This window comes from Micromonospora musae, assembly GCF_003626545.1.
GTDB lineage: Bacteria > Actinomycetota > Actinomycetes > Mycobacteriales > Micromonosporaceae > Micromonospora > Micromonospora musae.
In genome coordinates, this window is record NZ_RAZS01000001.1 from 113462 (window position 1) to 136969 (window position 23508).

At 72.7% G+C, this 23508-nt stretch carries 20 protein-coding genes; 8 read left to right on the plus strand and 12 right to left on the minus strand.

All coding sequences use genetic code 11. The features are described 5' to 3' along the window. Together D7147_RS00540 and D7147_RS00545 are read right to left on the minus strand one after the other, a co-directional pair. Nucleotides 1-705, minus strand: a complete 705-nt coding sequence (locus tag D7147_RS00540) for a GNAT family N-acetyltransferase (RefSeq protein ID WP_120673269.1) — start codon at nt 703-705, stop codon at nt 1-3. After that, nucleotides 702-3185, minus strand: coding sequence for a hypothetical protein (locus tag D7147_RS00545; RefSeq protein WP_120673270.1), 2484 nt, complete (start codon nt 3183-3185; stop codon nt 702-704). The genes D7147_RS00540 and D7147_RS00545 overlap by 4 nt, the downstream gene beginning before the upstream one ends. 182 nt (nt 3186-3367) lie before the next feature. Between D7147_RS00545 and D7147_RS00550 the strand changes: the two genes are divergently transcribed. Further along, entirely contained in the window at nt 3368-3721 is a 354-nt protein-coding gene (locus tag D7147_RS00550; protein ID WP_120673271.1) for a nitroreductase/quinone reductase family protein, read from the plus strand. Between the two features lie 64 nt (nt 3722-3785). Here the strand turns inward: D7147_RS00550 and D7147_RS00555 are convergent, their stop codons facing one another. Then, entirely contained in the window at nt 3786-4148 is a 363-nt protein-coding gene (locus D7147_RS00555; protein ID WP_120673272.1) for a DUF3499 domain-containing protein, read from the minus strand. 165 nt (nt 4149-4313) lie between these two features. On the opposite strand from D7147_RS00555, the gene D7147_RS00560 reads away from it, so the two are divergent. After that, nucleotides 4314-4763, plus strand: coding sequence for a metallopeptidase family protein (locus D7147_RS00560; RefSeq protein WP_074316962.1), 450 nt, complete (start codon nt 4314-4316; stop codon nt 4761-4763). Nucleotides 4764-4864: 101 nt separating this feature from the next. On the opposite strand, the gene D7147_RS00565 is transcribed toward D7147_RS00560, so the two are convergent. From D7147_RS00565 to D7147_RS00575, 3 genes are all read right to left on the minus strand, one after another. After that, the gene (locus tag D7147_RS00565; RefSeq protein ID WP_007455784.1) at nt 4865-5122 is read right to left on the minus strand and encodes a WhiB family transcriptional regulator; all 258 of its coding nucleotides are present in this window, start codon (nt 5120-5122) and stop codon (nt 4865-4867) included. 1124 nt (nt 5123-6246) lie between these two features. Continuing rightward, nucleotides 6247-8760, minus strand: coding sequence for a bifunctional FO biosynthesis protein CofGH (locus D7147_RS00570; RefSeq protein WP_120673273.1), 2514 nt, complete (start codon nt 8758-8760; stop codon nt 6247-6249). A 169-nt stretch (nt 8761-8929) separates the two neighbouring features. Then, the gene (locus D7147_RS00575; protein ID WP_120673274.1) at nt 8930-9841 is read right to left on the minus strand and encodes a hypothetical protein; all 912 of its coding nucleotides are present in this window, start codon (nt 9839-9841) and stop codon (nt 8930-8932) included. Between the two features lie 98 nt (nt 9842-9939). On the opposite strand from D7147_RS00575, the gene cofD reads away from it, so the two are divergent. Then, a complete protein-coding gene (gene cofD / locus D7147_RS00580; protein ID WP_120673908.1) occupies nt 9940-10887 on the plus strand; it encodes a 2-phospho-L-lactate transferase in 948 nt (315 codons plus the stop codon). Next, nucleotides 10884-11969, plus strand: coding sequence for a coenzyme F420-0:L-glutamate ligase (locus tag D7147_RS00585; protein ID WP_120673275.1), 1086 nt, complete (start codon nt 10884-10886; stop codon nt 11967-11969). The genes cofD and D7147_RS00585 overlap by 4 nt, the downstream gene beginning before the upstream one ends. A 50-nt stretch (nt 11970-12019) precedes the next feature. On the opposite strand, the gene D7147_RS00590 is transcribed toward D7147_RS00585, so the two are convergent. Beyond that, entirely contained in the window at nt 12020-13012 is a 993-nt protein-coding gene (locus tag D7147_RS00590) for an ArsR/SmtB family transcription factor (RefSeq protein ID WP_120673276.1), read from the minus strand. A gap of 419 nt (nt 13013-13431) precedes the next feature. On the opposite strand from D7147_RS00590, the gene D7147_RS00595 reads away from it, so the two are divergent. Then, nucleotides 13432-13965, plus strand: a complete 534-nt coding sequence (locus D7147_RS00595; protein WP_407663303.1) for an NUDIX hydrolase — start codon at nt 13432-13434, stop codon at nt 13963-13965. Here the strand turns inward: D7147_RS00595 and D7147_RS00600 are convergent. Continuing rightward, nucleotides 13934-15022 carry a mannose-1-phosphate guanylyltransferase gene (locus D7147_RS00600; RefSeq protein WP_120673909.1) on the minus strand — a complete coding sequence of 363 codons (1089 nt, stop codon included), beginning with the start codon at nt 15020-15022 and terminating at the stop codon, nt 13934-13936. The two genes, D7147_RS00595 and D7147_RS00600, sit on opposite strands and share 32 nt — an antisense overlap. A 52-nt stretch (nt 15023-15074) precedes the next feature. Further along, the gene (locus D7147_RS00605) at nt 15075-16220 is read right to left on the minus strand and encodes a glycosyltransferase family 4 protein (RefSeq protein ID WP_120673278.1); all 1146 of its coding nucleotides are present in this window, start codon (nt 16218-16220) and stop codon (nt 15075-15077) included. A gap of 151 nt (nt 16221-16371) precedes the next feature. Between D7147_RS00605 and D7147_RS00610 the strand changes: the two genes are divergently transcribed. Beyond that, nucleotides 16372-17061 (plus strand): TIGR03089 family protein, encoded by a 690-nt coding sequence (locus D7147_RS00610; protein ID WP_120673279.1) that lies wholly within the window; start codon nt 16372-16374, stop codon nt 17059-17061. 36 nt (nt 17062-17097) lie between these two features. Here the strand turns inward: D7147_RS00610 and D7147_RS00615 are convergent, their stop codons facing one another. Both D7147_RS00615 and D7147_RS00620 read right to left on the minus strand, forming a co-directional pair. Continuing rightward, nucleotides 17098-19083 (minus strand): acetoacetate--CoA ligase, encoded by a 1986-nt coding sequence (locus D7147_RS00615; RefSeq protein WP_120673280.1) that lies wholly within the window; start codon nt 19081-19083, stop codon nt 17098-17100. Nucleotides 19084-19338: 255 nt separating this feature from the next. Further along, nucleotides 19339-19857, minus strand: a complete 519-nt coding sequence (locus D7147_RS00620) for an acyl-CoA thioesterase (protein WP_120673281.1) — start codon at nt 19855-19857, stop codon at nt 19339-19341. Between the two features lie 23 nt (nt 19858-19880). Here D7147_RS00620 and D7147_RS00625 point away from each other — a divergent pair, with 23 nt between their 5' ends. Continuing rightward, nucleotides 19881-20531: a hypothetical protein gene (locus D7147_RS00625; RefSeq protein ID WP_120673282.1), complete on the plus strand. Its 651-nt coding sequence runs from the start codon at nt 19881-19883 to the stop codon at nt 20529-20531. 89 nt (nt 20532-20620) lie between these two features. Here the strand turns inward: D7147_RS00625 and D7147_RS00630 are convergent, their stop codons facing one another. Further along, on the minus strand, nt 20621-21784 hold the full coding sequence (locus D7147_RS00630; protein WP_120673283.1) for an acyl-CoA dehydrogenase family protein: 1164 nt from the start codon (nt 21782-21784) through the stop codon (nt 20621-20623). 245 nt (nt 21785-22029) lie between these two features. Between D7147_RS00630 and D7147_RS00635 the strand changes: the two genes are divergently transcribed. Beyond that, the gene (locus D7147_RS00635) at nt 22030-23457 is read left to right on the plus strand and encodes a UDP-glucose dehydrogenase family protein (protein ID WP_120673284.1); all 1428 of its coding nucleotides are present in this window, start codon (nt 22030-22032) and stop codon (nt 23455-23457) included. Nucleotides 23458-23508: the final 51 nt, after the last annotated feature.

The window sequence follows — 23508 nt, forward strand, 5'->3', positions numbered from 1 at the left end:
TCAGCCGGCGGCGATCTGCTCGTACCGGTCGACCGGCAGTACGGCGACGCCGCCGGCACGCTCCAGCCCCTGCCAGAGCGCGCCGATCGCCGGGTCCTGCCGCGCGACCTCACCCTCCGCCTCGACCAGGTACTCGGTGAGGAAGTCGCGCAGCGGGCCCGCCGTCACGCTCTCCGGCCGCTCGCCGGCGAACTCGGGCGCCGCATGCAGCAGCAACAGCAACATCCCGGGGACCCGGGCCTTCTGCCGATCCAGGGCCGGCTGGAAGTACGGCAGGTCCAGGGCCCGCGCCCCGAGCCGATGGTAGAAGCGCAGCCGTGCTTCGGGGTCGCCGTGCGCCGAGTTGCCGGTGTGCAGGTCCGGACGCTCCACCTCGGCCAGGATGAGGCACGGGTCGTACCGCTTGGCCCACTCGGGCACGAGGTTGCCGAGCAGGAGGGTGCCCGCCCCGGTACCCCGGCTCGCCTCGGTCACGGCGAGGTAGCTGAGCAGCATCACCCGGCCGTCCTCGTACCACGATCCGACGGCCCCGCCGAGCAGCGTGCCGGCCTCGTCCCGGACGACGAAGACCTCGCCGGCTCCCTCGTGCAGGTCGGTGAGGAGGCTCTCCCGCGTCACCAGCTGCTCGTCGGGGAACGAGGGGAGCAGCACCTGCCGGTAGAGCAGGTCGGTGGTGGCGTCGTCGGTCACCCGGGTGATCCTCATCCGGTCACGCTACCGGCGTCGTCCACCGATCCGACCGCTGAACGCGCCCGCGGGCCCCGCCGGTCGCGGGACATGAAGTGCAGCGTGAAGCCGAACGCCGCCGCGAGGAGCAGCACCCCGACGGCGAGCGACAGCGCCCAGAGGTCGTGCAGGTCGTACCCCGCCTGGATCAGCTGCATCACGCCGGAGAGACCGACCGCGGCGGCCACGCCCAGCAGGATGTCGATCCGCCGGCGGTTCACCCGCTCGCGCTCGGCGCGCCGCCGCGCGGCCGTCTCCTCGCGGAACCGCCGCACCCGCAGCTCCTCCTCCTCGCGCTCCCGCGCGGCCCGGGCCGCCGCGAGCGCCCACTCCTGCTGACGACGCATCGACGCCTCCACCAGCGCGCCCACCCGGTCGGCGAGAACCTTGTCGACCATGTCCTCGAACTCGGCGCGCAGCTCGCCGAAGCGCGCGGCCACCAGCAGCCGGTCGATCGTCACCCGGATCGCCGGGGAGGTGACCAGCGACGGCGCGGTGAGGAACATCAGGACGGTACGACTGGACATGACGAAGCCGTGCATCCGGAGCTGCTGGGCCTCCAGCCGCCCCTGCAGGTCGGTCAGCTCCTCGACGTCACGCCGGTGCGCCGCCGAGGAGATCTCGGCCGCGTCCAGCTCGGCCCGGCCCCGGTCCAGCCGTGCGGTCATCTCCGCCAACTGCTCCAGCACGGCCTGGTGGTAGCCGCCCAGCTGGTCCTGCCAACCGGCGAACATGCCTTCGAGGGAGGCCACGAACTCGGCCGTCTCGGCGAGGGAGCGCATCATGTAGCTCGGGCTACCCGGGGTCATCATCAACGTCGTGTTGCAGCTGCGCAGCAGCAGGTCACCGGCGAAGCCGGGCACGTCCACGACGGGGAGCCGCGCCGCGTCGACCGGATAGCGCAGCCACTCCGCGACGGCGCTCATCCCGTCCCGTACGGGGTTGCAGAGCGGCTGCGCGCCGAACGCCGAGAGCAGCTCCGCGGCCGTACGAACCGGCTCGACCACGCCGGTCGAGGGTGAGACGAGGCTGGCCCGGTCGACGGAGAGCAGCACGTGGTACATGCCCGGACGCCCGCTGCAGCGGACCTGCCGTGCCGTGGTCCGGGCGAGCTGTCCGGCCAGATCCGAGATCACCTGGTTCGCGAAGTCCGACAGTCGCTGCCACTGCGGAGCCGACGGCCCCGCCTCGGCCATCCGTAGTGGGGTGCCGAGCTGGGCGAGGTTCCCGGCCTCGGGGGCGACCCGGACCATCGCCGCGTACACCTGTGGCGGGGTGGCCTCGGAGAGCTGCCCGACGATACGCAGGAAGTGGTTGCCCAACTCGGACAGCCGCAGCTCGACGGTGAAGGTCTGCGGCTCGGCGTCGGGCTGGTCGACGTCCCGGATCTCCAGGTCGGGCAGCGTGATCGTCATGCCGCGGAACTGCCGGTCGAGCGGGTCGTCGCCCTTCCAGATGTCGCTCAGCGAGAGGTCGTCCGAGACGTACGCCTGCGGATGTTCGCTGATCGAGCAGCCCGCGATGGTCCAGTCGAACGCGGCCCAGCGGGCCGTGTTGATCAGCTCCTGGGGCAGGCTGACCGCACTCGGCGGCGTCCCGGCCGACGTCCCGTCACCGGCCACGTCCTCGTACAGGCCGAAGGGGTACAGGTAGACGACCTGACCGTGCTCGACCCGGAGCCAGGGTCGCTCGACCGAGGCGGCGAGCGTCTCCAGCGCGAAGCGGTGGGCCCGCATCTCGCTCCGTTCGATGCCGTCGGGCAGGCGCTCCTCCGCGTCATGCAGGGCCCGGATCGCACCGCCCACCTCGCTCTCGCCCGTGCTGAAGTGGTCGAAGACCGCCCGCGCCGCCAGGGAGAGCGCGCGGTAGTAGCGGACGTCGCCGCCGGCCTGCTCGGTCACGAACGACAGCAGCGGGGAGCGCGGGCAGGAGATCGCGTCGGCCAGCATCCGCTCGGCCCGGTCGGCCACCCGGGCGGCCAGCTCCGACCAGGTGGCGAGGGAGCCGGCGTAGCCGGCGTCGTAGCAGACCATCTCGACGGCCAGCAGCTCGATCATCTGCAGCACCAGCCCGGCCGTCGCCTCGTCGACGGCATGCCCCTGCGCCGTGAGCCGCGACCACCGCTCGCCCACGAACCGCATGTGCTCCAGCGCCGGTTCGATGTCCCAGGCCTCTTCCCAGTACTCCTCGAAGAGCGCCTCGAGGTAGAGCAGCAGGCCCGGCGCCGCTCCCGGCAGGGGCGCGGCCACCGCCAACGCCCGCTCGATCGCCGATCGCAGCTGCGGCTGCTCCACCCGCGCCGAGTCCCAGGTGGAGAGGGAGGCGAGCAGGTCGAACTCCTCGGCGGCGAGACCGCCGGGCCGGCACAGCCGCCCGGCGAGCCAGCGACGCAGTGGCCGCAGGTCGCCCTCGCCGAGCGCTTCGAGGTGCTCCGCACCGATCTCAGTCGCGATATCCACTGAGCAGCCCTCCGCTGGGGGGTCGGCGTCGCACAGGGCACTATGCCAAGTGACCGCAAGGATTCTCGACCCCGATCAGGTGGTACGTCGATCGGCCGGTCTGCCGGAACCGGCTCCGGGTGGGCGTCCCGATATCTAGCCTGACAGGCAGGAGCAGCTCAGCGACGTCGACGGAGGCCCGCATGAGTACCGAGGCCATGGACGCCTTCGCCCACGAGCGCGAGGTCGAGATCACCGTGACCGGCCGGCGGACGGGGCGGCAGATCTCCCACCCGGTCTGGTTCGTGCAGGAGGAGCAGAGCATGTTCCTGGTGCCCGTCTCCGGCCTCGACAGTGACTGGTACAAGAACGTCCGGCAGACGCCGGTGATCCGCCTCTCCGCGAACGGTACGGCGGTGAACTCGACCGCGACCACCATCGAGGACCCGGATCGGGTCGACCACGTGGTGTCGCTCTTTCGGGAGAAGTACGGCGCGGAGCAGGTGGAGGACTACTACCCGAGGCACGACGTAGCGGTGCAGGTGCCGCTCGGCTGACCCGGCCGCTAGCGGGCGGCGGAGACGCGACGCGCGGACCGCCCAGCGCTCAGCGGTCCGGCGCTCAGAGGTTCGGCGGGATGACCCGCAGGTGGCCCCGGCGCCCGGTCGAATGCGCCTGCTTGTCCTGGTCGTCCTCGGGCGGACGCGGTGCCGGACGGGCCGCCTCCCGGACCGCCTCGGCCAGCGCGACCAGGTCGTCGGTGGTGGGCGGCGGCGGTTCGAACTCGCCCTCGTGCCGGACGACGTCCCAGCCCCGCGGGGCGGTCAGGCTGCGGGCGTGCGGCTCGCAGAGGTCGTAGGTGTGCGGCTCGGCGAAGGCCGCCAGGGGGCCGACCACCGCGGTCGACTCGTTGTAGACATAGGTCAATGTGGCGACCGCTTGCCGGGGGCAGCCGTTTCGGGAGCAGCGCCGTGGTGACCTCACGGCGGCAGGGTATCTCCATTACCGGGTCCGGCGCACCGGTTCGCGTTGCGACACGCCCGTCACGGTGATCACAATTCGCCGCGCCGGTGCCCGGGTCCGGTCCCGGCACGCCCGAACGCTGGCGGTGCCGCAGGGCGGGGTCGCCCGGGGGCTACCCTTTGCCTCATGACGAGCCCGGAACACCGCCGCCCCGGCTCCGGCCGGCGCGCACACCGCGACCGGCACGGGCGCGGCCTGCGCGGGCGGCTGGTGCCGGCCACCGTACCGCTGGCCAGGACGAAGGCGGAGGTCTTCGACGACCTGGTCCTGGACACCGTCGAGACGCTGGAGCGGCGGTTCGCGAAGGAGCTGGCCGGGGTCGAGTTCGCGGTGGAGGACGTCCCGCCCGACCTGAACGTCTACGACTCCGACGTGCTCGAGGACGGCGAAGTGCCGCTGGCCCGCCTGCTGCCCGGACGGCCGGGCCGGCAGGAGGTGCCGCCTCGGATCGTGCTCTACCGGCGCCCGCTGGAGTTCCGGGCGATGGACCGCGAGGATCTCGCCGACCTGGTCCACGACGTGATCATCGAGCAGGTGGCGAACCTGCTCGGAGTCGACCCGGACGAGCTGGCCTGACCGTCCCGCCCCCACGGGAGCCGGTCGTGCTGAGCCCGTCGGTCGAGGCCGTGGTCTGACGCCTCACCCGGGCGGCCCCCACCGCCCGGGCTACGCGTCGATCAGGCGGCCCGCCGCTTCAACTTGCGCCGCTCCCGCTCGGAGAGGCCGCCCCAGATCCCGAACCGCTCGTCGTGGCCGAGAGCGTATTCGAGGCACTCCGTCTTGACCTCGCAACGCGAGCAGATCCGCTTCGCCTCACGGGTCGAGCCGCCCTTCTCGGGAAAGAACGCCTCCGGGTCGGTCTGCGAGCAGAGCGCCCGCTCCTGCCACTCCGGCGCGTTTCCGAGCAGGTCGGCCACCTCAAGCTGGCCGTCCATCAAATGCCTCCTTGTCGCGCACCGGCGTCATCGCCGCTGCAACCCCCCACGCGAAAGGCGTGCGTGTCCGTCCGGTCCGGTTTGATGCGTTCCGTGCGAACAACCCCATTCAAATTACACGTGTGTAATACGTGCGCCGTCAAGCCAAACTTGATAATGGAGTCGTCCTCCCGACATGACCCGGACGGCCATCCGACCACCCGGCCTCGCAACCTGCCCTATCGATTCAGACCCCGGCCGAGTAACGCCCTCTCCGGCGAGTTGCCGGAGATTTCCCCGTGGCGTACCGGCGCCGGCCGCGTCGGAGCGGTCGCGAAACGCCACAGGGGCGCACCCGGACAGCACTGCTGATCTTGGTGGGGCACAGGTTAACGCGACTCGCGACGGACCGCCCGTCGAGCGACCACCGCCGACCTCTCCGCGTCCACCATGTGGACGTGGAGCCGCGGACGAGTGTGGACGGAGTTCGGGCGAGCCGGAGACGGGCTGCTCGAACCGCATGCCCGGGGCCGGCAACCGTACGGTGACGCACCCCCGCTCTTCCCATCAGGCGGTACGTCGCCCCGACCAGCCGCCGCGGCGCGGCCTGCTGGAGACCGGCCCACGGCCCACCCGGCGAGTGTGCGGCCGACCCCGCTCGACCGACCCGAAGCGCGATCCCGCCCCCGGCGGCAGGCAGCGGCGAACCACCCCGGGCTTACTCCGAACGACGATTGCGGCCGGCATCTTGAACAACTGGTTGCCCGATCATGATCCGCTGCCGGACGGGCCGCCACGCCGAACGGAGAGGTCCGAGAAAGCCACCCCCTCGATGATCAGGAAGTGGAATTCCCCGCCGCTTCCCGACACCCCCTTTTCGACCCGGCCCGTCGAGCGGCCCGCACCGGGCCCGAGCGCCCGGCCCGACGGACGGCGAGCCAAGGGTCGCGAAAGGGGTCACCCGGCGAGCAGCGACGGAGGTCGATCGAGGTCGAGGCGTACGGCCGCACCGAATCGCACGATCCGCGCCGGACGATTCCGGGCGGAGGCCGGCTCGCGAGCCGCCACCGGTCCCACCCGGGCACCGGCGGCGGTACTCGTCGCCGGCGGCGCCCCGGGCAGGTCCACCGGGGAAGGGCCCGATCTCAGGAACGCACGGTCCCGTACGCGGTGGTCCGTCGCCGCGGCGGACGTCCGGCCGCCACCGCGATCGCCCGCAACTGCTCCTCCGTACGCGCCGACCCGTTGGCCGAGCCGGCCATCCGGGAGATGGTCTCCTCCATGAGGGTGCCGCCCAGGTCGTTGCAGCCGCCCTGGAGCATGGCGACCGTGCCGGCGTCGCCGAGCTTCACCCAGGAGCACTGGATGTTGTCGATCCGACCGTGCAGCAACAGCCGCGCCATGGCGTGCACCACCCGGTTCTCCCGCCACGTCGGCCCGGGACGGGCGATCCCGGCCAGGTAGATCGGAGCGTTGGTGTGCACGAACGGCAGGGCCACGAACTCGGTGAAGCCACCCGTGCGGTCCTGCACCCCGGCGAGCACCCGGAAGTGGGCGAGCCACTGCGCGGGGTGGTCGACGTGTCCGTACATCATGGTCGAGCTGGACCGGATGCCCAGCTCGTGCGCGGTGGAGACCACCTCGACCCAGGCCGCGGCCGGCAGCTTGCCCTTGGTGAGCACCCAGCGGACGTCGTCGTCGAGGATCTCGGCGGCGGTGCCCGGGATGGTGTCCAGACCGGCCTCCCGCAGCTGCGTCAGCCACTCCCGCACCGGCACGCCGGCCTTCGCGGCGGCGGTGACGATCTCCATGGGCGAGAACGCGTGCACGTGCATCTCCGGCACCCGCGCCTTGATCGCCCGGACGATGTCGGCGTATCCGGTCACGGGCATCTTCGGGTCGATACCGCCCTGCAGGCAGACCTCGGTCGCGCCGGCCGCCCACGCCTCCTCGGCCCGGTCGGCGACCTGGTCGACCGAGAGCCGGTACGCGTCCGCGTCCCGCTCCCGCTGGGCGAACGCGCAGAACCGGCAGCCCACGTAGCAGACGTTTGTGAAATTGATGTTGCGGTTGACCACGTACGTCACGTCGTCGCCGACCGCCGAGCGGCGCGCGTCGTCGGCGATCCGGCACAGCTCGTCCAGGGCCGGACCGTCCGCGCCGAAGAGCGCCAGCGCCGCGTCGGTGTGCCGCGGCTCCAGCAGGGCAGCCGGGTCGTCGGCGGCCAGCCGCAGACCGGCCCGCAGGTCGTGGTCGCCCGCACCGGACGTCGCCGGAGCGGCGGTCACCTTCGTGGCGACCTCGGCCCAGTCGCCGTAGACGCTGTCGAAGTCGCCCCGCCGGTCGCCGGTACGCCCGGCCGTGTCGATCGTGACGTGCAGATCGGTCCGCCCGCCGAAGACCTCCTCCGGCTCCTGCCACGGCCGGCCCACCGGGCGGGCGTCCTCGACGGCCAGCCCGGTCTCCCCGTCCGCCAGCGCGGTCACGTGCGCCAGCAGGCGCGGGTCGAGCCACGGATCGCCGGCGCGGACGTACTCCGGGTAGACGGTCAGCCGCTCACGCAGGGCGAACCCACCGTCGGCCGTACGCCGCGCCAACTCGTCCAGCTGCGGCCAGGGACGTTCCGGGTTCACATGGTCGGGAGTGACCGGGGAGACGCCACCCCAGTCGTCGATGCCGGCCCGCAGCAGCAGGTCGAACTCGCCCTCGATCAGGTTCGGCGGCGCCTGGATCCGCATCCCCGGGCCGAGCAGCAGCCGGGCCACCGCCACCGTGGCCGCCAGGTCGTGCAGCTCCGCGTCCGGCATACCCCGCATCGCGGTGTCCGGCTTGGCGCGGAAGTTCTGCACGATCACCTCCTGGAGGTGGCCGTACTCGCGGTGGGCGCGGCGGATCGCGAAGAGCGCGTCGACCCGTTCGGCGTGCGTCTCACCGATGCCGATGAGGAGGCCAGTGGTGAACGGGACGCCGACCCGGCCGGCGTCGTCGAGCACCCGCAGCCGGACGGCGGGCTCCTTGTCCGGCGAGCCGAAGTGCGGGCCGCCCGGCTCGGACCAGAGCCGGGTCGCCGTGGTCTCCAGCATCATGCCCATGCTGGGGGCGACCGGCTTGAGCCGTTGCAGCTCCGACCAGGAGAGCACCCCGGGGTTCAGGTGCGGCAGCAGCCCGGTCTCCTCCAGCACGGCCACCGCGCAGGCCCGCAGATAGTCGAGTGTGGAGTCGTAGCCGCGCTCATCCAGCCAACGGCGGGCCGCCGGCCAGCGCTCCTCCGGCCGGTCACCGAGGGTGAACAACGCCTCCTTGCAGCCCTGCGCCGCCCCCTCCCGGGCGATCGCCAGCACCTCGTCGCGGTCGAGGAACGGCGCCGGGAGGCGGTGCGGCACCGTGGCGAAGGTGCAGTAGTGACAGCGGTCACGGCACAACCGGGTGAGCGGGATGAAGACCTTTTTGGAGTACGTGACGACACCGGGCCGACCGGCGTCACGGAGGCCGGCGTCACGGATCCCGGCGGCGAAGCCGAGCAGTTCGTCGAGGGCGTCGCCGCGCGCGCCGAGCAGCGCGGTCGCCTCGTCGACGTCCAACGCCCGACCGGTGGCGGCGCGGCGCAGAGCCCGGCGCACACTCGCCTCGGTCGGCGCGGAGTCGGTGCGATCAACCATCCGCTCAGCCTAAGCGGTGATCCGCTGCACCCCGCCGTCGTCGTCGCCACCGTGGGCAACCACACCTCTCCGCCGGCCCCGGCGAAGAAAATTCGGCGAGAGGTGGCCTCCCGACGGGGAGCCCACTCTCTCGCCGAACGTGTGCGGACGGTGCCGGACGGTGCCCGGGTCAGTGCGGGGTGTTCGGATCGTCACCCGGGTTGATCGACTGGGTCCGGTCGCTCTCGCCGTCGCCGGGGCGCGGAATCGCCTGGGTGGGCTCGGCGGGCTGACGTGGGATCGTCTGCGTCGGCTCGGCCGAGGGCGGCTGCCCGAACGGCGGGGCCGACGGGGCCGGGCCCGCTGGCGGGGCGGAGTGCGGCGCGACGTTGGCCGGCGGAGCCGAGTGCGGCGCCGACGTGAACGGTGGGGTCGGCTGGCCGTACGCGCCGGGCTGACCGGCGTACGGGTAGCCACTCCCCTGACCGGGCGCCGGGTACCCGCCGGGCTGGCCGGGAACCGGGTAGCCGCCGGGCTGACCCGCACCGGGCCAGCCGCCCGGCTGCTGCGGCCAGCCGGGCTGCGGGGCGCCGTAGACACCGGGCTGCGGCTTGGGCTTCGGCACGTAGTAGAAGGCCCGCCAGATCGTGTAGACGGCGAAGACCCCGACCGCGAAGATCGCCAGCCAGGCCAGCCGGCTGAGCAGGCCGAGCAGGGCGTCGAGCGCCTCCCCTTCGGCCAGCCGACCCACCATCCAGATCAGGAAGGTCAGCGCGCCGAAGAGGGCGCCGACGGCGTACTCGCCCAGCGCCAGCTGAGTGATCGTCTTCGCCTTCGTCAGGACCGGCTCGATGTGCGTGGCGAGCAACACGGCCAGCAGCGGCAGCGCCGTCGCCTCGAGACCGACGAACGTGAAGAAGGCGCTGCCCGCGCGGTCGCCGAAGCTGCCGTAGTCGGTGGGCGTCAGCAGCCGGATCAGGCCGACGAAGAGGAACACGGCGTTCGCGCCGAGCAGCGCGAACGCGGCAAGCTCACGTAGCGGCTTGGTCAGCTGGCGGGCCCGGGTCGCGTCGGCGGACGCGGGCTCGGCGGGGCTGGTCACTAGCTCTCCCAGGGGCGAGGCGGACAGTTGCCGGACGTGAGCCTAGTCTCCCGGGCCACCGGAGGACCGCAGGCGTGGCGTGCGGGAGGATGGTCGACATGCGCATCGTGGTTCTGGCGGGCGGCATCGGGGGCGCCCGGTTCCTGGTCGGCGTACGCGAGTACGCCCGTCAGGTGGGCGCCGAGGTGACCGCCGTGGTCAACGTCGGTGACGACCTCTACCTGCACGGGCTGAAGATCTGCCCCGACCTGGACAGCGTCATGTACACCCTCGGTGGCGGCGCCGACCCGGAGCGGGGCTGGGGGCGGGTCGGCGAGAGTTGGACGATCAAGTCGGAGCTCGCCGCGTACGGCGCGGAGCCGACCTGGTTCGGCCTGGGCGACAAGGACATCGCCACGCATCTGGTGCGCACCACGATGCTCGGCGGCGGTTATCCGCTCTCCGCCGTGACCGAGGCGCTCGCCACCCGCTGGCAGCCGGGCGTACGCCTGCTGCCGGCGACGGACGATCGGCTGGAGACGCACGCGGTGGTCGACCTCGACGGCGCCCAGCGGGCGATCCACTTCCAGGAGTGGTGGGTACGCCACCGGGCCGAGGTGCCGACCCACCGGTTCGTCTTCGTCGGCGCGGAGTCGGCGAAGCCGGCGCCCGGTGTGTTGGACGCCATCGGCTCCGCCGACATCGTGCTGGTCGCGCCGAGCAACCCGGTGGTGAGCATCGCGCCGATCATCGCCGTACCCGGACTACGGGAAGCCGTCAGCGACGGCCCGGCGCCGGTGGTGGGCGTCTCACCGATCATCGGCGGCGCGCCGGTACGCGGAATGGCCGACCGGTGCCTGGCCGTGCTCGGGGTCGAGTGCAGCGCGGCCGGGGTCGGCGGCCTCTACGGCAGCCGGACGGCCGGTGGCCTGCTGGACGGATGGCTGGTCGCGGAGGAGGACGAGGGCACCCTCGTGCCGGAGGTGACGGTCCGCGCGGTACCGCTGCGGATGACCGACGAGGCGGCGACGGCGGCGATGGTCCGCGCCGCGGTGGAGCTGCGGTGAAGCTGGAGATCCTGCCGGTGCTCGGCATCGGCCACGTGTCGGAGGGCGACGACCTGGCGGCGCTGATCGCCACCGCGGCGCCCTGGCTGCGCGACGGCGACGTGCTGGTGGTCACCAGCAAGATCGTCTCCAAGGCGGAGGGGAGGTTGGTGGACATCCCCGCCGACGGGCCCGAGCGGCAGGCCGCCCGCGACGAGGTGCTGACCGCGGAGACCGCCCGCGTGGTGGCCCGCCGGGGTGCCACCCGGATCGTGCAGACCCACCACGGCTTCGTGATGGCCGCCGCCGGCATCGACGCCTCGAACGTCGACAAGACCCGGCTCGTGCTGCTGCCGAAGGATCCGGACGCCTCGGCCCGGGCGCTGCGCGCCGCGCTGCGCGAGCGCTACGACCGGAACGTCGCCGTGATCGTGAGCGACACCATGGGCCGGCCGTGGCGCAACGGGCTCACCGACGTGGCGCTCGGGGTCGCCGGGATGGACGCGATCCGCGACCACCGCGGCGAGACCGACCCGTACGGCAACGAACTCACCCTGACCGAGATGGCGGTGGTGGACGAGCTGGCCGGCGCCGGCGAGCTGATCAAAGGCAAGATCGACCAGGTGCCCGTCGCCGTGATCCGCGGCTACCTCGGTGCCACCCGGGACGACGACGGCGCCGGCGCGGCGGTACTGGTCCGCGACGCCGCGCAGGACCTCTTCTCCCTCGGTACCGCGGAGGCGCGGGCCGCCGGCCTCGCCGCCGGGGCCGTCCTCGCGGACGGTCCGGGTGCGGAGCCGGCCGACCCGGGCGCCGTCCGGCGGGCGATCGACGCGGTCGCGCAGGCCGTCGCGCCCGGGACGGTCTTCACCCTCGTCGACGAGGACGCGTACCCGGGACTGGCCGCCACCGTCACCGGCTGGCCGTCGCGGGCCACCCGGCTGATCCTCGGCTCGCCGCCGACCCCGGTGAGCGCTCAGGATCTGGTCCGCTTCGGCGCCGACCTGCACCGGCTGCGGATCGCCCTGGCCGTCGAGGGAGTGCCGTCGCTGGCCCTGTCGCCTCCGGCGGCGAGCACCGCGAGCGCCGCCCTGGCCGTCTGACCGGTCCGGGCCGGCTCCGCCACCGGCCCGGCGGCCTCGGTCCGGCGTTGTCAGGCGTCCAGGACCGCGCGGCCGAGCGGGGTCAGCGTGTGCAGCACCGTGTTGCGGTCCCGCTGACTGACCAGCAGCCCGGCGTTGCGCAGCACGGCCGTGTGCTGGCTCGCCGCCGCCGGTGAGATGTTCAGTCGCCGGGCCACCTCCCCGGTGGTGCAGCCGTCGTGGCTGGCCGCCAGCACCGCCGCCCGTGTCCGGCCGAGCAGCGCGGCCAGCGCCTCCCGGCCGGGGCCCGATCCGACCTCGGCGCCGGACGACCCCAGCCCACCCATCCGGTCCACCGGATAGGCCAGGACCGGCGGCAGCGCCGGGTCGAGCAACGCCACGGGGGTACGCGCACAGAAGAACGACGGCACGAGCAGCAGCCCACGACCGTCCAGATGCAACTCACGACTGTCCGGGTAGTCGTGCACCTCCAGCACACCCGAGTCCCAGCGCATGCTCGGCCGCAGGCTGCTCAGCAACCCCTCCACACCGCGGTCGAGCAGGGCCCGGGCCCGGCGGGTCCGGTCGGCCTCCACCGCGGCCTGGATCCGCCCCCAGTACGGGCTGATCGCCACCGACCGGTAACGCTCCATCGAGTCGGTCAGCGCCCGCAGCACTTCCGGCTCGCCTCTGGCCAGCGCGGATGCCGACGACGGCAGCGGATTCTCCCCGGCGAGCACGGCCAGGTCACGACGGAGCAGCGGGATGGGCGTGCTGCGGACCGCCTCCAGCCCCGCTTCGAAGCCGTCGACACTGGCGTACGGGGTGAGGAAGTCGGGGAAGTATCCCGTCGGCGGGTTCAACGCGAACAGCAGACGCAGCTGCGCGAAGGCGGTCTCCTGGCGCAGCCCGCGCGCCACCGTCCGCCGCCAGGTGGCCATCAGCGGGTCCCGGCCGCGACCTCGCAGGAGGTGCAGGCTGAGGACCAACTCCCAGACCGGGTCGGCGGCCGGGGCGACCCTGGTCCGCAGGACGTCCTCGCCAGAAAAGTAAATCTTCAACATGGCGCGCTCCAGCTCGCCCGGCAGGGGGGTGCCGGGCGACCATTTGCACTCTACCGGCCGGCACTTATCTCCATCTTTAAGCGTGAGCTGAAAAACCTCGACGTCCGCCGGGCGAGTTGGGCATGCTTCCAGTGCCCGCCGGTGCCGGCGCGTCCGTTGCGCAGCGCGGCCGGGCACCGGGGCCGGGGAGGACCGGCGGCCGGGCGGCGCCACGAGGGTCTGCGGCCCTTGCACCGCAGGGGTGCCACCCGGCCGTCCCGCCCGGCTGGTCAGGGAGCAGTGGCCTGCCAGCTCGATGCCCGATCTACTCGTACAGTGTCGGAATGCCCGATGCCCTGAACGACTCGCAGAGCAGCCCGGCCACGACCACGGTCGACGCCGAGGACAGGTACGCCGCGCTGCACGCCGACGCGACCGCGGTGCTGACCGACTGGCGTCCCACCAGCCCCGCCGCCGGGGCCGCGCGGGACCGCGTCCTGGCCCTGCTCACCGCCGGGCCGGTCGCGATGAGCCGGGAGCACCGCGCCGGGCACGTCACCGCGAGTGCGCTGGTGCTGGACCCGACCGGCAGCCGGGTGCTGCTCTGCCTGCACGGGAAGTTCCACCGCTGGGTGCAGCTCGGCGGGCACTGCGAGGCCGGTGACCGGACGCTCGCCGCCGCCGCGCTGCGCGAGGCGACCGAGGAATCCGGAATCGGCGGACTGCGGATCGACCCCGTCCCGATCGACGTGGACATCCACCCGGTCGGCTGCCAGGGCGGCTCGCTGCACTACGACGTCCGGTTCGCGATCCTGGCCCCGGCGGGCGCGGTGGAGCAAGTCAGCGACGAGTCCACCGCGCTCGGCTGGTTCCCGCCGGAGCGGCTGCCCGAGCCGCTGGCCGACGGGACCGCCCAGCTCGTCGCGCCCGCCCTCGCGTCGCTCAGACGTAGTCCTCTTCGCCCCGCTCCTTGAGCTCGTCGACCAGGGCCTTGACCTCCTGCGCCCGGTCCCGCGGGCAGACCAGCACCGCGTCGGGAGTGTCCACCACGATGAGGTCGTGCACGCCCACCGCGGCCACCAGGCGCCCCGAGTGCGGCACCACGACGAGGCCCGTGCTGTCCCGCAGCAGGACGCCCGGTTTGGCCGAACCGAGCACCACGTTGCCCGTGTGGTCGGCCGGCAGCACGTCGCCCAACGTGTGGAAGTCGCCGACGTCGTTCCAGCCGAAGTCACCGGGGACCGTCGCCACCCGCCCGGCCGTCGCGGCACCCTCCATGACCGCGTAGTCGACGGAGATCTTCGGCAGCGTGGGCCAGACCGCGCCCAGCACCTCGTCCTGCTCCGGGGTTTCCCACGCCGCCGAGATCGCGGTGACGCCGGCGTGCAGGCCGGGCTGCTGCCGGGCCAGCTCGGCGAGGAAGACGTCCACCCGCCAGACGAACATGCTGGCGTTCCAGAGGTGCCGACCGGAGCGGAAGTATGCCTCGGCCACCTCGGCGGCGGGCTTCTCCTTGAACTCGGCGACCATGCGCATCGGGCCGTTGCCCACCAGGTCGCCGCACTCCAGGTAGCCGTAGCCGGTCTCGGCCCGGGTCGGCGTGATCCCGACCGTCATCAGCATCCCCTGCTCGGCGCCGCGCATCGCCTCCCGCACCGTCTCCGCCCAGCGGTGCGGGTCGCCGATGAGATGGTCGGCGGCGAAGGAGCCCATCAACGCATCCGGGTCCCGCAACGCGATCACGGCCGCGGCCAGCGCGATCGCCGCGCAGGAGTCCCGGGGCGACGGCTCGACGAGGATGTTCTCCTCCGGCAGGCCGGCGAGCTGCCGCGCCACCGCCGTCACGTGCGCAGCCCCCGTGACCACCAGCGTCCGCTCGGGTGATGTCAGCGGCGCCAGCCGCTCCACCGTCGCCTGCAGCAGCGAGGCGGACGTTCCGGTGAGCGGGTGCAGGAACTTGGGATGCCCGGCACGGGACAGCGGCCACAACCTTGTGCCACTGCCTCCCGCCGGGATGACGGCATAGAGCATCAGCACATCATGCCCGACCGACGCACGTGCCAACCGGCGGTTTCGACGGACGTCAGGACCGGGCCCGCGTCCAGGCCGCGATGTGCACCTCGGCGCTGGACTCCCAGGTGAACTCCTTCGCCCGGTCGAAGCCCGCCTTGGCCAGCGTCAACCGGCGCGGCTCGTCGTCCAGCAGGGCGGCCAGATCGGCCGCCACCTGGTCGGGGCTCTCGCTGGTGTACGCCACGGCGTCACCGCCCACCTCGGGCAGCGAGAGCCGCGGCGTGGTGAGCACCGGGGCGGCGCACGCCATCGCCTCCAGGATCGGCAACCCGAAACCCTCCCCGTAGGACGGGTAGGCGGCCACCAACGCCCCGCCGAGGAAGCCGGGCAGGTCCGCGTAGCGCAGATAACCCGGACGCAGCAGCCGCAGGTGCGCGGGCACCTCGGCGACCGCGCGGTCGATGTCGTCGTCGTGCCCCTGACCACCGGCGATCACCAGTGCGGGCGGGTTCGGACGGTCGGCGACCGCTCGCGCCCAGCCCCGAATAAGGTTCGGGACGTTCTTACGCGGCTCCTTGGCGCCGAGGAAGGCGATGTAGCTGCTGCTGCCGAGCCCGAGGCGGGCGCGTACCCGAGCCTTCTCCTCCTCGCCGGGCGCGTGGAACGCGGCGTGGTCGACCCCGTGGTAGGCCACGTCGATCCGGGTCGGATCGGCGTCCAGCAGGCGGATCAGCTCGTCCCGGGTGGCCTTGCTCGGCACGATCACCCGGTCGGCCCGGCGCAGCGACGTCTTGATGGCGCTGCGGAAGAAGGTGCGACGCGACTTGTCGTAGTGCTCGGGCTCGGTGAAGAAGGTCGCGTCGTGCACGGTCACCGTGACCGGACAACCCGCGCGCAGCGGACAGGTGTAGAAGGGCGAGTGCAGCACCTGCGCGCCGAGCTGCTGGGCCAGCATCGGCAGCCCCGTCTGCTCCCAGGCGAGCCGGGCCGGCCGGTGCGCGACCGCCGCCGGGGCCGGCACGATCTCGGCGCCGGGCAGCATCCGCGAGTAGCGCTCGAGATCGGTGCGGAGGCTCACCACCGCCAGATCCACACCCGACCCACAGACCTTGCCCAACGCTCCGAGCAGGCCGTCGACGTATCTACCGACGCCGCCACGGTCGGCGGGGACACTCGTGGCGTCGATGAGCACGCGGGGCGGGCGACCGGCGGTCACGGGGCGACTCCTTGCTGGCGGGTCTGTGGGGAACAACACTCCGGTGGCAAGCCTACGCCGCAGCCCACCTCCGACGCTGACTGCGACCCGACGGTACGCGTACTTGTCATCGCCATCAGGTACGGACGGCGGCGGCGTATCGTTCGCGCCGATGGCCGAGAACATTGCCCGGGTCTTCGCCGACGCGATCGCACCCGACCCGACCCGACCGCTGCTCACCTGGTACGACGACGCCACCGGCGAACGCACCGAACTCTCCGGCGCGACGCTGGCCAACTGGGTGGCCAAGACGGCCAACCTGCTCGTCGACGAGGTGGCCGTGGGGCCCGACGACAGCGCCGGGGTGCTCCTTCCGCCGCACTGGCAGACCGCCGCGGTGCTGCTCGGCTGCTGGTCGGCCGGGCTCACCGTGGCCGAGGCGCCGGGCCCGGTCGACGTGCTCTTCGCGGCCGTGACCCGGGTGACCGAGACCGACGCCTGGCCGGCCGGTGAGCGGTACGCGCTCGCGCTCGACCCGTTCGCCCTGCCGATGCGCGAGGTGCCCACCGGCTTCGCCGACTACGTGCTGGAGGTACGCGGCCACGGCGACCACTTCACCCCGCGCTCCTCGGGCGGCGCGGCCGACGCGGACCTGCTCGCCCGAGCGCGGGAGCGCGCGACGGAGTTCGGCCTGGCCGTTGGCGACCGGGCGCTGATCGACGTGGTCCGTCACCCCGAGCCGGTGGAGTGGCTGCTCGCACCCCTGTCCGTCGGCGCCAGCGTCGTGCTCTGCGGCAACCTGGACCCGACCCGCCTCCCCGACCGGCTGGTCGCGGAGAAGGTCACCCGGACCGTCGCCTGACACCTCGTCCCCCGCGCCCCGTCGAGGCGCGGGGGCTCAGGCGGGGGTGGGGTCGTCCTGCGGAGCGCGCCGCTGGGCGAGCTGCGCGAAGGCGGTGAGCGACTCCGGGTTGGCGAGGGCTCCCGTGGCGGCCGCGCGGTCGACCGGCGTGCCGGTGAGGATCTTCTTGACCGGCACCTCGAGCTTCTTCGCGGAGAGCGTGCGCGGCACCGCGCGTACCTGGTGGATCTCGTCGGGCACGTGCCGCGGCGACAACGCGGTACGCAGCTCCCGGGCGATCTTCTTCCGCAGCTCGTCGTCCAGCTCCAGCCCGTCGGCGAGCACCACGAAGAGCAGCAGCTCGCCGGCGCCGCCCTCGTCGTCCTCCAGGTGCACGACCACCGAGTCGACCACCTCGGCCAGCCCCTCCACCACCGAGTAGAACTCGGCCGTGCCGAGGCGTACGCCACCTCGGTTGAGCGTGGCGTCGGAGCGACCGGTGATCACACAGCCGCCCCGGGAGTTGATCGTGATCCAGTCGCCGTGCCGCCACACCCCCGGATAGACGTCGAAGTACGCCTCCCGGTAGCGGGAACCGTCCGCGTCGTTCCAGAAGCCCACCGGCATGCTCGGCATCGGCTCGGTGATCACCAGCTCGCCCAGCTCGTCGACGACCGCGCTGCCGTCCGCCGCGCGCGCCTCGACCTTCGCCCCGAGAGCCCGGCAGGTGATCTCACCGGCGTGCACCGGCAGCAGCGGCACCCCGCCGACGAAACCGGTGCAGACGTCCGTGCCGCCGGAGAGGGACTGGAGCTGCAGGTGGTCGCCGACCGTCTCGTACACCCAGGTGAAGCCCTCGACGGGCAGCGGCGCGCCGGTGGAGCCGAGGCCGCGCAGCGCGGAGAGGTCGGCGACCTCCTTCGGGACCACCCCGGCCTTCCGGCAGGCCAGCAGGAACGGCGCGGAGGTACCGAAGTACGTCGTGCCCGTCTCCTCGGCGAGCCGCCAGAGCGCGCTCAGGTCCGGGTGGCCCGGGTTGCCGTCGAAGAGCACGATCGCCGCACCCACCGCCGGCCCGGAGACCAGGAAGTTCCACATCATCCAGCCGGTGGTGGTGAACCAGAGGAACCGGTCGGCCGGGCCCAGGTCGTGGTGCAGGGCGAGCATCTTCAGGTGCTCCAGCAGGATTCCCCCGTGCCCGTGCACGATCGGCTTGGGCAGGCCGGTGGTGCCGGAGGAGTAGAGCACGTAGAGCGGGTGGTCGAAGGCGACCGGGGTGAAGGGGAGCGGCTCGTCGGTGGGCGCGGCCAGCTCGCTCCAGGAGATCGCCCCCTCGGGCACGGCCGCCGGGTCGAGGTAGCCGATGCCGACGGTGTGCCGCAGCGACGGCAGGGCGGCCCGGATCGCGGCCACCTCGGCGCGCCGGTCCACCGCCTTCGGGCCGTACCGGTAGCCGTCGACGGCGACCAGCACCGTCGGCTCGATCTGCTGCCACCGGTCGGTGACGCTCCGCGTACCGAACTCGGGCGCGCAGGAGGTGAAGATCGCGCCGAGGCTGGCCGCGGCGAGCAGGAGCACGTACGTCTCCGGGATGTTCGGCGCGTACGCCGCCACCCGGTCGCCCTCGACGACTCCCAGCCGGCGCAGCCCCGCGGCGACCCGCCGGACCTGCTCGCGCAGCTCGGCGGCGGTGAGGGTGACCGGCGGGCGGGTCTGCCCGTGCGCGATCACCACCGGGTCGGCGTCGAGGCGGCCGGGCATACGCAGCACGTTCTCGGCGTAGTTCAGCGTCGCCCCGGGGAACCACCGCGCCCCGGACATGCCCCGGCCGGTCAACGTGGCGGTCGGCGGCGTGTGCGCCACCACCTCGAAGTGGTCCCAGATCGAACGCCAGAACGCGTCCAGATCGGTGACCGACCAGCGCCACAGCGCGTCGTAGTCGGCGAAGTCCAGGCCGCGGTGTTCCCGCAGCCAGCGCAGGTACGCCCCGATCCGGGACCGCTCACGTACGTCCGCCGGCGGCGTCCACAGCACGTCACCCACTGCTCTGCCCTCCCCTGGCCCGGACACGACTCTGTGCGTGGGCCGTGGCGCCATCTTGCCTTAGAGGGTGGTTGAGCCTTCTCAACCACCCTCTTACGTCGAAGCGCCATTCTCCGCACCCGCCGCCCCGGAAGGGGCGTGGCCGAGCCACATGCCGGGGCGGCCACCGGTGTGGGCGACGGCCGGCGCACTCACACCTCGGCCGCCGGGGCCCGGCGCCACGGGGAGAGTCGGGCGGGAGCCCCTGCGCGGGGGTCAGCCGGCGCGATGGGCCTGGATCGCGCGGCGGCGGGCCAGCCGATGCGCCCGCCGGATCTCCGCCTCCCGGAAGCGCCGCTCGTCCTCGGCCGTCTCCGGCAGCACCGGCCGGACCGGGCGGGGCGCGCCGCCCACGTCGACGCTGACGAACACCAGGTACGCGGTGGCCACCCGCAGCGGCTCGTCCTCGGCCGAGTCCCACCGCTCGGCCACCACCCGGACCCCGACCTCCATCGAGCTGTGACCGGTCCAGTTCACCTGGGCGTGCGCGTGCAACAGGTCGCCGACCCGGACCGGCTCGGAGAAGACGATCTCGTCGATGGCGGCGGTGACCGCCGTTCCGCCGCTGTGCCGGGCGGCGGCGGCGCCCGCCACGTCGTCCACGAACTTCATCAGCACGCCACCGTGCACGGTGCCGTACAGGTTGACGTCCACTGCGGTCATGATCCGGCTCAACGTGACCCGGGAGTACGACGTCGGCTTGCCCGCCGGCGAGGTGGAGGGGTGCTCGTTCATGACGAAAACGGTACGGTGCGCGGATGCGACATCTCTGGAGCTTCCTCGCAGGGTTGGTGGTGGCGCCTGTCACCTGGGTGCTGGTCACGCTCGGGCAGGACGGGTCGAGCGGCACGATCGGCCGCTGGGTGGAGATAGGAAAGTTCAACACGGCCAACCTGATCGAGCCGGCCGTCTACCTCGCTGCCGGTGGCATCCTGCTGGGCCTGCTCGGCACGCTGCGTTTCTCGCCGGTCGGCCCGCTGCTGGCCGGGCTGCTACTGGTCGTCCCGTACATCGGGATGTTCGTGGCGCCGTACGAGGTACGCGACCGGATCCCGGACGGGTGGAAGGTGCTGGGCGACCCGCTGCCGCTGCAGGTGCCGGTGGAGAACGGCACACTCTTCCTGATCGGCACGATGCTGATCATGGCGGCGTTCAGTCTGCAGCGTTGGCGGGCCTGGCCGGCACCGGCGAGCGAGCCGGCGCCCGCCGAGTCGGAGAAGAGCACGGAGAGCGACGTAACGCTCACCGACTGGCCGCCGGTGGCCTCGCCGGAGCGGGACACCGCCGCCCCGATCACCCTGGCCTACCCGGACTCCACGCCGACCGAGCCGCTCCCCCGGCGCAACGGCGGGGAGTCGCCGTGGTCCGCCCCGCCCCGTAAGCCGGAGGACAGCCCCGGCATCCGCTGACCCGTGGGCGGGCCGGCACCGCCGGCCCGCCCCCGACCCGCCCCGACCCGCCGCCGAGCGGCGGGCCGGGTTCGACGAGGTACGCCGCGTCAGCCGCGCAGCAGCTGGCGGGCCATCACGATGCGCTGCACCTGGTTGGTGCCCTCGTAGATCTGGGTGATCTTGGCGTCCCGCATCATCCGCTCGACCGGGTAGTCCCTGGTGTAGCCGTAGCCGCCGAGCAGCTGCACCGCGTCGGTGGTGATCTCCATGGCCGCGTCCGAGGCGAAGCACTTGGCCGCCGCCCCGAAGTACGTGAGGTCGGCGTCACCACGCTCGGACTTGCCCGCCGCCGCGTACGTCAACTGCCGCGCCGCCTCCAGCTTCATGCCCATGTCGGCGAGCATGAACTGGACACCCTGGAACTCGGCGACCGCCTTGCCGAACTGCTTGCGCTCCTGGACGTAGCCCTTGGCGTAGTCGAGCGCGCCCTGCGCGATGCCGAGCGCCTGCGCGGCGATGGTGACCCGGGTGTGGTCCAGGGTGCGCATCGCGGTGGCGAAACCGCTCCCCTCCGCACCGATCATCCGGTCCACGGGGATCCGCACGTTGTCCAGGTAGACCTCGCGCGTCGGGGAGCCCTTGATACCGAGCTTCTTCTCCGGCGCGCCGAAGCTCACGCCCGGATCCGACTTCTCCACCACGAACGCGGAGATGCCCTTCGAACGGGCGGACGGGTCGGTGACCGCGAAGACGGTGTAGTACTCGGAGACCCCCGCGTTCGTGATCCACCGCTTCACACCGTTGAGCACCCAGTGATCCCCGTCACGCACCGCCCGGGTGGTCATCGACGCCGCGTCGCTGCCGGCCTCCGGCTCCGAGAGGCAGTACGAGAACATCGCCTCGCCGCTCGCGACCGGCGTCAGGTAGCGGCGCTTGAGCTCCTCCGAGCCGGCCAGCAGCAGCGGCATGGTGCCGAGCTTGTTCACCGCCGGGATCAGCGAGGACGCGGCGCAGGCCCGGGCCACCTCCTCGATCACCACCGCCGTGGCCAGCGCGTCCGCGCCGGCGCCGCCGTACTCGACCGGGATGTGCGGAGCGTGGAAGTCCGCCGCGCGCAACGCGTCGTAGGACGCCTTCGGGAACTCACCGGTCTCGTCGGCCTCGGCGGCGTTCGGCGCCACCTTCGCCGCACAGACCTCCCGGACCGCCTCGCGGATCGCCTCGTGCTCCTCGGGCAACCGGTAGACGTCGAACGACTCCTCTGCGGCCATGCCGGCCCCTCCCCTTCACCGCTATCATGCGCAGTCTGTACCGTCTCCTGACCGCGGACCGCGCAGACTGAAGGATAGCGACCAAGGTTCAGGTACAAGTTACCGCGGCGTAGGCTCGTTCTCGACGGGTAACGCCGCCGCCCGGCAACCATAGAAAGACGAGCAGTGCCCTCCGGTGCCCGGCCAGGCGCCGCAGCAGTAGCGACGCGACGGTGCGCCGCCCAGTGCGAGCGGAGAAGACAGGCGTGACGATTCCGTACCCCAACAGCCAGCCGGTGCATCCCATCGCCGCGGTGACGCCGCCGTCGGGCGCATCCCGGCCCCGGGTGACCTTCCTGGGCACCGGCTACCTCGGTGCGACCTACGCCATCTGCTACGCGGAGCTGGGCTACGAGGTGCTCGGCTTCGACGTCGACGCCGACAAGATCGCAATGCTCAACGCGGGTCAGGTGCCGATCCACGAGCCCGGCCTCGACGAGCTGCTCCGGCGCAACCTCGCGGCCGGCCGGCTGCGGTTCAGCACCGACATCGCCGAGACCGCCGACTTCGGTGACGTGCACTTCATCTGCGTCGGCACCCCGCAGCGCGCCGACGGCATGGGCGCCGACCTGTCGTACGTCGAGGCGTCGGTGACCGGCCTCGCGCAGCACCTCACCCGCAAGGCGCTGATCGTCGGCAAGTCGACGGTTCCGGTCGGCACCGCCGAGTGGGTGGAGCAGCTCGTCGGCAAGCACACGCCGGCCGACCTCGGGGTCGAGGTCGCGTGGAGCCCGGAGTTCCTCCAGGAGGGCTTCGCCGTCGACGACGTGCTCCGCCCCAACCGGATCGTCGTCGGCGTGAAGAGCGAGTGGGCCAACGGCATGCTCTACGCCGCGCACAAGGGCGTCTTCGACCTGGCCGCCACCGAGGACCGCGAGGTGCCGCTGGTGGTGACCGACTTCGCCACCGCCGAGCTGGTCAAGGTCGCCGCGAACGCCTTCCTCGCCACCAAGATCTCCTTCATCAACGCGATGGCCGAGGTCTGCGAGGTCGCCGGCGGCGACGTCACCCAGCTCGCCCGCGCGATCGGCTTCGACCCACGGATCGGCAACCGGTTCCTCCAGGCCGGTCTCGGCTTCGGTGGCGCCTGCCTGCCCAAGGACATCCGCGCCTTCCAGGCCCGGGCGCAGGAGCTGGGTGCCGGTGAGGCGCTGCGCTTCCTGCACGAGGTCGACCTGATCAACCTCCGCCGCCGTACCCGCGTGCTCCAGCTCGCCGCGGACCTCCTCAGCCGCCGCACCGGCCCGGCCGGCCCCGACCTCTCCGGCACCCGGATCGCCGTGCTCGGCGCCACCTTCAAGCCCAACACCGACGACGTACGCGACGCCCCGGCGCTCGCCGTCGCCGGGCTGCTGCGCAAGGCCGGCGCGGACGTGCACGTCTTCGACCCGCAGGGCATGGAGAACGCCCGCCGGGCGATGCCCGAGCTGACTTACGAGAGCACCATGACCGAAGCGGTGACCGGCGCGGACCTGGTCTGCGTGCTCACCGAATGGGCCGACTTCCGCAACGCCGACCCGGTCGCGCTCGGCGAGCTGGTCGCCGGCCGCAAGGTCGTCGACGGGCGCAACTGCCTCGACCCGGCACTGTGGACGCAGGCCGGCTGGGAGTACCGGGGCATGGGTCGCCCCTGATCAGGATCGCCACGACGGCCGGCCGCGGAGCTACTCCGCGGCCGGCCGTTT

What these genes read in the sequence shown, in the direction of transcription:
- D7147_RS00590 (WP_120673276.1), bottom strand. Translation starts at nt 13,012, where the DNA reads ATGTTGAAGATTTACTTTTCTGGCGAGGACGTCCTGCGGACCAGGGTC.
- D7147_RS00570 (WP_120673273.1), bottom strand. Translation starts at nt 8,760, where the DNA reads ATGGTTGATCGCACCGACTCCGCGCCGACCGAGGCGAGTGTGCGCCGG.
- D7147_RS00565 (WP_007455784.1), bottom strand. Translation starts at nt 5,122, where the DNA reads ATGGACGGCCAGCTTGAGGTGGCCGACCTGCTCGGAAACGCGCCGGAG.
- D7147_RS00550 (WP_120673271.1), top strand. Translation starts at nt 3,368, where the DNA reads ATGAGTACCGAGGCCATGGACGCCTTCGCCCACGAGCGCGAGGTCGAG.
- D7147_RS00540 (WP_120673269.1), bottom strand. Translation starts at nt 705, where the DNA reads ATGAGGATCACCCGGGTGACCGACGACGCCACCACCGACCTGCTCTAC.
- D7147_RS00620 (WP_120673281.1), bottom strand. Translation starts at nt 19,857, where the DNA reads ATGAACGAGCACCCCTCCACCTCGCCGGCGGGCAAGCCGACGTCGTAC.
- D7147_RS00630 (WP_120673283.1), bottom strand. Translation starts at nt 21,784, where the DNA reads ATGGCCGCAGAGGAGTCGTTCGACGTCTACCGGTTGCCCGAGGAGCAC.
- D7147_RS00610 (WP_120673279.1), top strand. Translation starts at nt 16,372, where the DNA reads ATGGCCGAGAACATTGCCCGGGTCTTCGCCGACGCGATCGCACCCGAC.
- D7147_RS00560 (WP_074316962.1), top strand. Translation starts at nt 4,314, where the DNA reads ATGACGAGCCCGGAACACCGCCGCCCCGGCTCCGGCCGGCGCGCACAC.
- D7147_RS00625 (WP_120673282.1), top strand. Translation starts at nt 19,881, where the DNA reads ATGCGACATCTCTGGAGCTTCCTCGCAGGGTTGGTGGTGGCGCCTGTC.
- D7147_RS00600 (WP_120673909.1), bottom strand. Translation starts at nt 15,022, where the DNA reads ATGCTCTATGCCGTCATCCCGGCGGGAGGCAGTGGCACAAGGTTGTGG.
- cofD (WP_120673908.1), top strand. Translation starts at nt 9,940, where the DNA reads ATGCGCATCGTGGTTCTGGCGGGCGGCATCGGGGGCGCCCGGTTCCTG.